Source organism: Streptomyces sp. NPDC051064 (assembly GCF_044455985.1).
GTDB lineage: Bacteria > Actinomycetota > Actinomycetes > Streptomycetales > Streptomycetaceae > Streptomyces.
The window spans coordinates 221,349-232,998 of sequence record NZ_JBITFK010000009.1 but is presented as its reverse complement, the minus strand read 5'-3'; the positions used below and the strand labels follow the sequence as shown (position 1 = coordinate 232,998).

General features: G+C 71.8%; 7 protein-coding genes. 1 reads left to right on the top strand and 6 read right to left on the bottom strand.

All coding sequences use genetic code 11. From position 1 onward, the window contains the following. Positions 1-3 precede the first annotated feature (3 nt). Together ACIBCU_RS29880 and ACIBCU_RS29875 are read right to left on the bottom strand one after the other, a co-directional pair. The gene (locus ACIBCU_RS29880) at positions 4-1,491 is read right to left on the bottom strand and encodes a sugar transferase (protein WP_399235235.1); all 1,488 of its coding nucleotides are present in this window, start codon (positions 1,489-1,491) and stop codon (positions 4-6) included. Further along, positions 1,488-2,663 carry a glycosyltransferase family 4 protein gene (locus tag ACIBCU_RS29875; protein ID WP_399235233.1) on the bottom strand — a complete coding sequence of 392 codons (1,176 nt, stop codon included), beginning with the start codon at positions 2,661-2,663 and terminating at the stop codon, positions 1,488-1,490. Before ACIBCU_RS29875 ends, ACIBCU_RS29880 begins: the two co-directional genes overlap by 4 nt. Before the next feature lie 607 nt (positions 2,664-3,270). On the opposite strand from ACIBCU_RS29875, the gene pgm reads away from it, so the two are divergent. Continuing rightward, positions 3,271-4,917 carry a phosphoglucomutase (alpha-D-glucose-1,6-bisphosphate-dependent) gene (gene pgm, locus ACIBCU_RS29870; RefSeq protein ID WP_399235231.1) on the top strand — a complete coding sequence of 549 codons (1,647 nt, stop codon included), beginning with the start codon at positions 3,271-3,273 and terminating at the stop codon, positions 4,915-4,917. A 61-nt stretch (positions 4,918-4,978) separates the two neighbouring features. On the opposite strand, the gene rho is transcribed toward pgm, so the two are convergent. The 4 genes from rho to mutA all read right to left on the bottom strand — a co-directional run bounded on the left by rho (position 4,979) and on the right by mutA (position 11,628). After that, positions 4,979-6,139 (bottom strand): transcription termination factor Rho, encoded by a 1,161-nt coding sequence (gene rho / locus ACIBCU_RS29865; protein WP_399235229.1) that lies wholly within the window; start codon positions 6,137-6,139, stop codon positions 4,979-4,981. A 397-nt stretch (positions 6,140-6,536) separates the two neighbouring features. Then, complete coding sequence (gene meaB / locus ACIBCU_RS29860; RefSeq protein ID WP_362931978.1) at positions 6,537-7,526, bottom strand: methylmalonyl Co-A mutase-associated GTPase MeaB; 990 nt, start codon at positions 7,524-7,526, stop codon at positions 6,537-6,539. Between the two features lie 11 nt (positions 7,527-7,537). After that, positions 7,538-9,772, bottom strand: a complete 2,235-nt coding sequence (gene scpA / locus ACIBCU_RS29855; RefSeq protein ID WP_399235226.1) for a methylmalonyl-CoA mutase — start codon at positions 9,770-9,772, stop codon at positions 7,538-7,540. Further along, positions 9,772-11,628, bottom strand: coding sequence for a methylmalonyl-CoA mutase small subunit (mutA, locus tag ACIBCU_RS29850; protein ID WP_399235224.1), 1,857 nt, complete (start codon positions 11,626-11,628; stop codon positions 9,772-9,774). Before mutA ends, scpA begins: the two co-directional genes overlap by 1 nt. Positions 11,629-11,650: the final 22 nt, after the last annotated feature.

Here is an 11,650-nt window from a genome sequence, read left to right as displayed (position 1 = left end):
GGTTCAGCTGCCTCCGAGCCGGAACACCGAGCCGACCGTACGCGCCAGTACGCACATGTCCTGCCAGAGCGACCATGTCTCGATGTACCGGTTGTCGAAGCGCGCCCGGTCCTCGATCGAGGTGTCGCCTCGCAGGCCGTGCACCTGGGCCAGTCCCGTGATGCCGACGGGCATCCGGTGCCGGGACCGGTAACCGGGATGCGCGAGACTGAACTGCTGCACGAAGTAGGGGCGTTCGGGGCGCGGGCCGACCAGGCTCATGTCGCCGCGTACGACGTTCCACAGCTGCGGCAGCTCATCGAGCGACGTCCTGCGCAGCAACTTGCCGACGCGGCTCATGCGCCGGTCCGACGAGACGTTCCACCGGGTGGCCGACTCGTGCGCGTCGGCCGGGTGCAGCGTGCGGAACTTCAGCAGGACGAACGGCCGCCCGTATCCGCCGATCCGTTCCTGGCGGAAGATGACGCCCGGGCCGTCGCACAGGCGCACGGCCAGCGCGCAGGCGGCCATCACCGGGGACGCCGCGACCAGGGCCACCATGGCCAGGACGGCGTCCATGGCCCGTTTCACCCGGTGCGCCACCGGACGGTGCGCTCCGGCATGCAGCGAGTGGGCAGCGAAACCCCACACATGGTCCGGCCGGGGCGCGGTCCGGTACCGGGCGACCGGCGCCTGATCGGTGATCAGCCACACCCGGCAGCCGTGCCGCGCGAACAGGGCGAAGAGCTCCGCCCCGTCGGACGCGGCCTCGGGCGGGACCGTGAAGACGGCGTGCTGCACGGAGTTCCGCATGACCGCCCGGCCGGCGTCCCGCACCGACGTCAGGACGGGCAGCGGGGCCCGGCCCGCCGGCGCGTCCGCCATCTCGTCGACGTCCGGGCCGGATCCCGCCACCCGGCCGACCGGCCGCATCCCGTACCGCGTGTGCTCCTGCAGCACGGCGACGACCCGGTCGGCGAACGGACCGTCGCCCACCACCAGGGTGGACCGCGGATTACGTGCGGCCGACCACAGCCGGGACCGGTGGACCACGGCGCGTGCCCCGCAGCTCACCAGGGTCTGGAGGCCGGCTGCGCAGGCGAGCGCCGTCCACCCGGCGGCGAGGCGCGGGTCGTACACGGACACCGCCTCGGCGACGACGTACCACTGCACCACGGCCAGCCCCGCCAGCGCGGGCAGTTCGGCCAGAGCCGAGGGGGAGAGTCCGGTGCGGTAGAGACCCCGGTACGCGTTGAGGAGCAGCTGCACGGCCGCCTGCAGCAGGGTGGCGACCGCCGGCCAGGGCCCGGGGGCGATGAGGGCCACGGCCAGGCCGAGTGCGAGCACGTCGGAGGCCACGAGCGCCGCCGGGGCCCGGCCTCGTCGGCGTGGCGCGGTCCGTGGGGCGGGAGCGTCCTCCCTGCCGCTGCGCGGCGGACGGATCGCGGTAGCGGCGCGCCGTACGGCGGTTGCCTGGGCGGCTCGGGGGACAGGTGCACTCTCCGTCGTCATCGCTCGGTGCGCTTCCTCGTCGTGGGGCGGGACTGGCCGACAAGTTCCTCGTAGAGGCGCAGGACCGCTCCAGCGGTCTTCGTCACGTCGAAGACCTCCCGGGTGCGGCTCTGCGCGGTGCGGCCCAGCCGCGCCCGCAGCGCCGGGTCGCCCAGCAGCGTGGTGAGCGCTGCCGCGAGAGCCGCGGGGTCCTCGGGCGGTACCAGGCAGTGGGGCAGGTGTCCGGGCGGCAGGCTCTCCCTGGCCCCGTCGACCTCGGTCAGCAGGACCGGCGTGCCGCAGGCCATCGCTTCCAGGGGGGCCAGCGCCATCCCCTCCCACCGCGAAGGGAGGACCAGAAGGTCCGCCGCGTGGAGCCACGGCCGTACGTCCGCGCTCTCCCCCGCGAACAGAACGCCGGGGGGCGCGGTGCGGCGCAGCTCGTCCCCGTACGGCCCGTCGCCGACCAGGACCAGCCGCGCGCCACCCGTCCCCGCCGTGCGCCATGCTCGCAGCAGCACGTCCTGGCCCTTCTGCCGGCTCAGGCGTCCGACGCACACGACCAGCGGCACCTCGGTGGGGGTTCCTTCGAGCAGCGCGAGCGATCCACGGGCCGATGCGGCGGCGTCCCCGCAGACAGGCCGGAAACGGCCGAGATCGATGCCGTTGTGGATGACCGACCAGCGCGCCGTGATGCCCGCGCGCTGCCCGGCCACGCGCTCGGACTCGCTGACGCAGAGGATGCGGTCGCTCCACCGCGCCCCGAACCGCTCCCACGCCGCTGCCAGTCCGGCGGCCCGGCCTTCCAGGGCCTCGAACGACCAGGCGTGCGGCTGGAAGACCGTCGGTACCCGGCCGCGCACGGCCAGCCGCCCGGCGAGTCCCGCCTTGGCGCTGTGGGCATGGACCACGTCGGGAGCGCACGCACGGATCAGACGGCCGGCCGTGAGGACCTCCCGGCCGAGCCGGGGGCCGGGGGCGCGCTCCGCCGGCCAGGAACACACCCGCGCCCCGGCGGTGGACGCGCCGGCCGCCAGGGCCCCGTCCGGCGGGCAGGCCACGACGGGCCGCAGCCCTGCCCGTACCTGTGCCGCGACGAGGTCGGTCACGACCCGGGCGACTCCTCCCTCCACCGGCTGGACCAGGTGAAGGACTGTCAGTTGTCTTTCCTCGGTGCAACTCTTCTGCAGCACGCACGGCTCTCTTTCACATGCCCCCGAAGAGCCGGTTCGGGTAAACACCGGCGGCAAGGAATATGGCGGCGGAGATCAAGTGGGTAAAACCGAACTGCACTGTGGCAGACCATGCGTGCGAAAACACGCATGACTCGCGCTCGTGTCCGAATGGATTACCCATGGCAAAGCCTCCGAGCTCCCGCTCCTCGGTTCTGCGGCGTGTCAGACGACTATGTGCGCCTTTGTTCGCCGCTGTGCCGCATGATGTGCCGTGCGCCTCCGCTCGTATCCCGAGGGAGTATTCCGACGGCGTATCCCCAGGGCTCCGGATACGTCAGGTGTTAATGCGCCGCAATTCTCGTCCCGTTGGGTGCAGGAATAATTGCTGCCCGCGTTCCGGCTGTTCGGTGCGGCATTCTCCGGGCCCCGCCGCGTCTCGGCGCCCTTTCCGTGCGAACCGGCCAACCATGGCGAAACGGCCCCGGGATCCGCCGTGCGCCGGGTGTACTGCCGGTCAGGCCGCGTACCCGGGTGTACGGCCGAGGAGGCAGTATCGGGTACAACTCGTGATGATCGTCCGCCCGGTGGCGGTCCGCGAACGGCCGATGAGGACAGAGGAGAATCGATGGTTCACGAACGGGCCGGTCAGCCGGCGAAGCCCGGAGACCTGGTGGACGTGGCGCGGCTGGTGACGGCCTATTACACGGTCCACCCGGACCCGGGTGAGCCCGGCCAGCGTGTGGCCTTCGGGACGTCGGGGCACCGGGGATCGGCGCTCGCGGCTGCGTTCAACGAGGACCACATCGCCGCCACCACCCAGGCCATCTGCGACTACCGGGAGCGGCAGGGCACGGACGGGCCGGTGTTCCTCGGGGCCGACACCCACGCGCTCTCCGAACCCGCCCGGATCACGGCCGTCGAGGTGCTGGCCGCCAACGGCGTCACCGTCCTGATCGACAGCGACGACGGCTACACCCCCACCCCAGCCGTCTCGCACGCGATTCTCACGTACAACCGGGACCGGAAGAGCGGCCTCGCGGACGGCATCGTCGTCACCCCCTCGCACAACCCGCCCGCCGACGGCGGCTTCAAGTACAACCCGCCGCACGGCGGGCCGGCCGGCTCGGACGCCACCTCCTGGATCCAGGACCGGGCCAACGCCCTGATCGAGGGAGGGCTGAAGGAGGTCCGTCGGATTCCCTACGCCAGGGCGCTCGCCGCCGACACCACCGGGCGGCACGACTTCCTGACCGGTTACGTCGACGATCTCCCGGCCGTCCTCGACCTGGACGCCGTACGCGATGCCGGCATCCGGATCGGCGCCGATCCCCTGGGCGGAGCCTCGGTCGCGTACTGGGGGCGGATCGCCGAGCGCCACCGGCTCGATCTCACGGTGGTCAACCCGCTCGCCGACCCCACCTGGCGTTTCATGACGCTCGACTGGGACGGGAAGATCCGCATGGACTGCTCCTCGCCCTACGCCATGGCCTCGCTGATCGAGCAGCGCGACGCGTACACCATCGCCACCGGTAATGACGCGGACGCCGACCGGCACGGCATCGTCACGCCGGACGGCGGGCTGATGAACCCGAACCACTACCTGGCCGTCGCCATCCGCTACCTCTACTCCCACCGGGAGAACTGGCCGGCCGGCACCGGCATCGGCAAGACCCTGGTCTCCTCCTCCATGATCGACCGGGTCGCCTCGGACCTGGGACGGCGACTGGTGGAGGTCCCCGTGGGCTTCAAGTGGTTCGTCGACGGGCTGTTCGGCGGCACCCTGGGATTCGGCGGCGAGGAGTCCGCCGGAGCGTCCTTCCTGCGCCGCGACGGCCGGGTGTGGACGACGGACAAGGACGGGATCCTGCTCGCCCTGCTCGCCTCGGAGATCACGGCCGTCACGGGCTCGACCCCCTCCCAGCACTACGGCGAACTCACCGCCCGGTTCGGCGATCCGGCCTACGCCCGGATCGACGCCCCCGCGACCCGTGAGCAGAAGGCGGTGCTGGCCAGGCTCTCCCCGGCACAGGTCTCCGCGGACACGCTGGCCGGTGAGCCGATCACCGCCGTGCTCACCGAGGCGCCCGGCAACGGCGCGGCCGTCGGCGGGCTCAAGGTCTGCACCGACAGCGCGTGGTTCGCGGCCCGCCCGTCCGGCACCGAGGACGTCTACAAGGTGTACGCGGAAAGCTTCCAGGGCGCCGAACACCTGGCCAGGGTCCAGGACGAGGCACGCGCCCTGGTCTCGGACGCGCTGGGTGCCACGGGCTGAGCGGCCGGGCGGGCGTGCCCGGCGCGCCCGCCTTCGCGACCGGCGCGGGCAACCGTGTTGATCACGCGTCAGGGACGGTGTGCTGGACCTGCCGGAGGAAGGCGGCGTTGTCGGGCGTCCTGCGGATCTTGTCCAGCAGCGCTTCGAGCATGGTCTGGGCGTCCCTCGACCGCAGGGCGCGCCTGAGTCCACGTACGGCGGCCAGTTCTCCCGAGGGCAGCAGGAGTTCCTCGCGGCGGGTGCCCGAAGGCGTGATGTCGACCGCGGGGAAGACCCGCCGGTCCGCGGACGCACGGTCGAGGCGGAGCTCCATGTTGCCGGTGCTCTTGAGTTCCTCGAAGAAGTAGTCGTCGGCGCGGGAGCCGGTGTCCACCAGCACGGTGGCCAGAATGGTGAGCGAACCGCCTTCCTCGGCGAGCCGGGCCGCGCCGAACAGCTTCTTGGGACCGATGAGCGCCGACGCGTCCACGCCGCCGCTCAGAGTGCGGCCGCCGGCCCCGGCGTTGTTGTTGTGAGCGCGGCACAGCCGGGTGAGCGAGTCGAGGAGGATGACGACGTCGCGGCCCTGTTCGACCAGCCGCTTGGCGCGTTCCACGGCGAGGTCCGCGAGCGCGATGTGCTCCTTGGCGGGCCGGTCGAAGGTGGAGGCGTACACCTCCCCGCGCACGGAACGGCGCATGTCCGTGACCTCTTCGGGGCGTTCGTCCAGGAGGACCACCATCAGGTGGCACTCGGGATGATTGACGGCGACCGACGCGGCGATCTGCTGCAGAAGGACGGTCTTGCCGGTCTTGGGAGGCGCGACGATCAGGCCACGCTGCCCCTTGCCGACGGGGGAGACGAGATCGATGATCCGCGGGGCCGGGCCCCCGTCCGGCCTCTCCAGGCGCAGGCGCTCCCGGGGGTGGAGCGGGGTGAGGTCACGGAAGTGCGGACGGCCCCGGAGTTCGTGCGCCGCACGGCCGTTGACGGAGTCGACGCCGGTCAGGGCGCGAGGGTGCTCGCACGTCCCGTCGACGACATCGCCCTTGCGCAGGCCGTACCGCCGGATCAGTGCGGGCGACACCTGGACGTCGCGGGGTGAGGGATGGCCGCCGTCGGTGCGCAGTACGCCGTGTCCGTTGTTCGTGGTGTCGAGGACACCGACGGTGCGGACGGGCTGATCCTGCCGGACTGCGGGGCGTTCGAGTGTGCTGGTCATGGTGGGTCCTTTCGCGGACATCGCGAATGAGAGGTCCGGCGAAGGCAAGGCGGCGGAATCACGCCTCGTGCGACGGGATGAGAAGCCCGGACCGGACGGAAGAGATGGTGCGAGAAGCTGGATCGCCGGTCGTCGAAGGACGGGCGTAACAGCGGGGGAGAAGCACCGGCACCCGAGTCGGGCGTTCACGTGTGCTGAAGGCAACATACCACGCAAGGTCGGGGAGGGGAAGGCCCTGTACCCCCGGGGCGTGACGGCCGGACTCGGCGGCCCGTCTGCCGGGCGGGGGCCCGTGCGCCCCCGGCGGTCAGTCGCCGGGGGACGCGGGGTCCTCGTGCTCCGTTCCGCGAGGCGGGCGTCCATGGTGGAGTTCAGGTCGGTCACGAAGGACTCGAACCGTGTCAGGGCCGGTCGGCCCTCAGTCCTCCCCGCGGAACGCCCGCAGGATCTGCCCGGCAGCCAGCGTCGCCGTCAACTCGCCCCCACGGACACGCTGTTCCAGCTCGGGGGCGAGCGTACGCACCGCCGCGTGGCTGCGCAGGCTGTCCAGCAGTTCGTCACGGACCATCGCCCAGGTCCAGTCCACCTGCTGCTCACGGCGCTTGACCGACAGCCGCCCCGTGGACTCCAGGAGGGCACGGTGCTGCTCCAGCCGTTCCCACAGCGCGTCCAGACCGGTCGATTCCCTGGCGCTGCACGTCAGCACCGGGGGAGTCCAGGCCGCGTCCACGGGGTGCATCAGCCGTAGCGCACCCGCCAGTTCACGTGCCGCGGAGCGGGCGTCGCGTTCGTGCGGGCCGTCGGCCTTGTTGACCGCGATGGCGTCCGCCAGCTCCAGGACACCCTTCTTGATGCCCTGCAGCTGGTCGCCCGTGCGCGCCAGGGTGAGCAGCAGGAACGTGTCGACCATGTTGGCGACCGCCGTCTCCGACTGCCCTACGCCGACCGTCTCCACCAGCACCACGTCGTAGCCGGCGGCCTCCATCACCACGATGGACTCGCGGGTCGCCTTGGCCACCCCGCCGAGGGTTCCCGCGGTGGGGGAGGGGCGTACGAACGCCCGCGCGTCCACCGCCAGCCGCTCCATCCGGGTCTTGTCACCCAGGATGGAACCGCCCGTACGGCTGGACGACGGGTCCACGGCCAGCACGGCGACCCGGTGACCGAGCCCCGTCAGCATGGTGCCGAGCGCGTCGATGAACGTGGACTTCCCCACGCCCGGCACCCCGCTGATCCCGATGCGCCTGGCCCGCCCCGAATGCGGCAGCAGCTCGCTCAGCAGCTGTTGCGCCGCCGTCCGGTGATCGGGGCGGGTGGACTCGACCAGGGTGATCGCGCGTGCCACGAACGCACGCTTCCCGGCGAGCACCCCCTTGGCGTATGCGTCGGTGTCGATGTCTCGCGCCATCCGTCAGCGGCTCACAGCTCGTGGCCGAGCGCGGCACCGAGCCGCGTGACCAGATCGTGGGCGGCGTCCGGGATCACGGTGCCGGGCGGGAACACCGCGGCGGCACCGGCCTCGTGCAGCGCCTCGATGTCCTGCGGCGGGATCACCCCGCCCACCACGATCATGATGTCCTCCCGGCCCTCGGCGGCCAGCTCCTCGCGCAGCGCGGGCACGAGCGTGAGGTGACCGGCGGCGAGCGACGAGACACCCACGACGTGCACGTCCGCCTCGACCGCCTGCCGGGCGACCTCACCGGGCGTCTGGAACAGCGGGCCGACATCGACGTCGAAGCCCAGGTCGGCGAAGGCCGTCGCGATCACCTTCTGGCCGCGGTCGTGACCGTCCTGGCCCATCTTGGCGACGAGGATGCGCGGACGCCGCCCCTCCGCCTCCTCGAAGTCGTCGACCAGTGTGCGCGTGCGGTCCACTGACGGGGACTCTCCTGCCTCTTTGCGGTACACCCCCGAGATCGTACGGATCTGGCCCGCGTGCCTGCCGTACACCTTCTCCAGCGCGTCGGAGATCTCGCCGACCGTGGCCATGGCCCGGGCCGCGTCGACGGCCAGCGCCAGCAGATTGCCCTCGAGCCCCGGCCCCGGGTCCCGCTCCGCCGCGGCCGTCAGGGCGCGCAGGGCATCCTGGCAGGCCGTCTCGTCGCGCTCCTCGCGCAGCCGGCGCAGCTTCTCGATCTGCTGGGCGCGCACCGAGGAGTTGTCGACCTTGAGCACATCGATCTTCTCATCGGTCTCCACCCGGTACTTGTTCACGCCGATGACGGGCTGGCGCCCGGCATCGATCCGGGCCTGCGTACGCGCCGCGGCCTCCTCGATCCGGAGCTTCGGGATACCCGCGTCGATGGCCTTGGCCATGCCGCCGGCCGCCTCGACCTCCTCGATGTGCTGCCAGGCCCGCCGCGCCAGGTCGTGGGTCAGCTTCTCCACGTACGCGCTGCCGCCCCACGGGTCGATCACCCGGCAGGTGCCGGACTCCTGCTGCAGCAGCAGCTGGGTGTTGCGGGCGATCCGCGCCGAGAAGTCCGTCGGGAGCGCGAGCGCCTCGTCGAGCGCGTTGGTGTGCAGCGACTGCGTGTGCCCCTGCGTCGCCGCCATCGCCTCGACGCAGGTGCGCGTCACATTGTTGAAGACGTCCTGCGCCGTCAGGGACCAGCCGGAAGTCTGCGAATGGGTGCGCAGCGAGAGGGACTTGGAGTTCTTCGGGCCGAACTCCCCGACCAGCCTCGCCCAGAGCAGCCGGGCCGCCCGCAGCTTCGCGATCTCCATGAAGAAGTTCATGCCGATCGCCCAGAAGAAGGAGAGGCGCGGTGCGAACGCGTCCACGTCCAGGCCCGCCGCCTGACCGGCCCGCAGATACTCCACCCCGTCGGCCAGGGTGTACGCCAGCTCCAGGTCGGCCGTCGCTCCCGCCTCCTGGATGTGGTAGCCGGAGATCGAGATCGAGTTGTAGCGGGGCATCTTCTGCGAGGTGAACGCGAAGATGTCGGAGATGATCCGCATCGAGGGGCCGGGCGGATAGATGTAGGTGTTGCGGACCATGAACTCCTTGAGGATGTCGTTCTGGATGGTCCCGGCCAGCTTCTCGGGGGCGACCCCCTGCTCCTCCGCGGCCACGATGTAGAGCGCGAGCACGGGCAGCACGGCGCCGTTCATCGTCATGGACACCGACATCCGGTCCAGCGGGATGCCGTCGAAGAGCTGGCGCATGTCGTAGATCGAGTCGATCGCCACGCCCGCCATGCCGACGTCACCCGTCACCCGGGGGTGGTCGCTGTCGTAGCCGCGGTGGGTGGGCAGGTCGAACGCGATGGACAGGCCCTTCTGTCCGGCCGCGAGGTTCCGCCGGTAGAAGGCGTTGGACTCCTCGGCCGTGGAGAATCCGGCGTACTGACGGATCGTCCAGGGCTGGTTGACGTACATCGTCGGGTACGGGCCGCGCACGTACGGCGCGATGCCCGGATAGGTCCCGAGGAAGTCCAGGCCCTCCAGATCCTGCCCGGTGTAGAGGGGTTTGACCTCGATGCCTTCCGGGGTCTCCCAGAGCAGCTCGTCCTCGGACCGGTCGGCCGACTCCTTCACCGCGGCCTGCCACTGGTCCTCGGAGACCTCGGCGGGGGGCTCGCCGGTCAGCGCCACCTCGGAGAAGTCCGGCACGGGCGTCCCGGGGGACGTCGTGGTCTCGGGGGTCTGCATCACGCCACTCCCATGCGGTCGAGTTCGGAGGAGAGGACGGAGACCACGTCGCAGCCGGCGAACACATGCACGTCCGCCCCGGTGTACTCGCCGGGCCGCCCCGCCAGGAAGATCTGTTCGGCGCCCGCGGCCCTGAGGGCCTCGGCGACGGCCTCGCCCTGTTCGGCGTAGAGCGTGTCGGCCGAGCACAGGCAGGCGATCGTCGCCCCACTGGCCGTGAAGGCCTCGGCAGCGGTCGACGCGTCCACCGAAGCAGGCTCGTGGACGGGCTGGATGCCGCCCGACAGGAAGAGGTTCGCGGCGAAGGAGGCCCGAGCGGTGTGCACCGAGGCGGGCCCGAGCGCGGCGAGGAACACCTTCGGCCGGCTCCCCGTGGCCGCGAGGTGAGCGTCCGACCTGGACCGCAGCGCCTCGAACGCCTCATCGCGCCTGACCTCGGGCAGCCCGCCGCCCCGCGGCGCGGCGGGCACGGGCTCGCGCTCCACGGGCCGCTCGTCGAGGGACGGGAATTCGCTGACTCCGGTCACCGGCTCCTTGCGCCGGGCCAGATCCCTGCTCCGGGCCGCCCACGTGGCCGCGAGCCGCTCCCGGACCATGCCGGACCGGAGGGCGGCGGCCTGGCCGCCGGCCCGCTCGACCTCCTGGAAGAACGCCCAGGCGGCAGCGGCGAGTTCGTCGGTCAGCCGCTCGACGTACCAGGAACCGCCCGCCGGGTCCGTGACCCGGGCCAGATGCGACTCCTCCATCAGGATCGTCGAGGTGTTGCGGGCGATCCGCCGGGCGAACGCGTCCGGCAGACCCAGTGCGTGATCGAACGGCAGTACGGTGACGGATTCGGCTCCGCCCACGCCCGCGCCCAGGCAGGCCAGCGTCGTCCGCAGCATGTTCACCCATGGATCACGGCGCGTCATCATCACCGACGAGGTCACGGCGTGCTGCCGCTGCGCCCCGGCGTCCGGGGCCCCGCAGACCTCGGCGACACGGGCCCACAGCCGGCGTGCGGCGCGCAGCTTCGCGATCGTCAGGAACTGGTCCGCCGTGGCGGCGTACCGGAACTCCATCTGTGCGCACGCCTCCTCGACGGAGAGCCCCGACGACGTCAGCGCACGGAGGTAGGCGACACCGGTGGCCAGCGAGAGCCCCAGCTCCTCGGCGGCCGAGCCGCCCGCCTCGTGGTACGGCAGAGCGTCCACGGCCAGGGAGCGCAGCCCGGGATACTCGCGGGAGCACAGCCGCGCCCAGTGGACGGCGTCGCTCAGCTCAGGCTCCGTGCCCGTGCGCGCGGCCTGCCCGAGCGGATCCACCCCGAGGCTGCCCCGTGCCGTCTCCTTCGCGATGCCCCGGGCCTCGTAGAGCGCGAGCAACTCACGGACGGCGGGCCCGGGATCGGCGCCCGCGTCGAGTACGACGGGAGCCAGATCGAGATAGACGCCCTCGAGTGCGCGGGCGAGGCCGGACACCGGGACCCCACCGGGCCCGCCGACGGCCAGCCAGAGCGACGTGACGCCGTTCTCCAGATCGCCGAGCACGGCCTCGTTGAGGCGCACCGGATCGGCCAGAGCGTGGCGCTGGCGCACGTCCCAGCCGTCCGTGGTGTTCCCCGTCGGCCTGCTCCCCCGGGTGAAGGGCGCGAAGCCGGGCAGACCGGGGTCCGCCGATACGTCGATGGAGGTGTACAGGGGGCGGACTGTGAGCCCGTCCCCGATCGCGGTGGACAGCGCTTCCTCGGCGGCCGAGCCCGTGACTTCCTTGCCCGACTTGCGCAGTACGCCTTCGACAAGGCTCTGCCACTGGTCGTGGGAAGGATCGGGGAACTCGGCGGCCTGGGAAAGCCCGTCAGCAGGCAGGACCGTCATGCTCAGATGCTAGGTCAGCACT

Bases quoted from the DNA above. Each gene is read 5' to 3' on its own strand.
- scpA (WP_399235226.1), bottom strand. From the start codon at position 9,772: ATGCAGACCCCCGAGACCACGACGTCCCCCGGGACGCCCGTGCCGGAC.
- mutA (WP_399235224.1), bottom strand. From the start codon at position 11,628: ATGACGGTCCTGCCTGCTGACGGGCTTTCCCAGGCCGCCGAGTTCCCC.
- meaB (WP_362931978.1), bottom strand. From the start codon at position 7,526: ATGGCGCGAGACATCGACACCGACGCATACGCCAAGGGGGTGCTCGCC.
- pgm (WP_399235231.1), top strand. From the start codon at position 3,271: ATGGTTCACGAACGGGCCGGTCAGCCGGCGAAGCCCGGAGACCTGGTG.
- rho (WP_399235229.1), bottom strand. From the start codon at position 6,139: ATGTCCGCGAAAGGACCCACCATGACCAGCACACTCGAACGCCCCGCA.
- ACIBCU_RS29880 (WP_399235235.1), bottom strand. From the start codon at position 1,491: ATGACGACGGAGAGTGCACCTGTCCCCCGAGCCGCCCAGGCAACCGCC.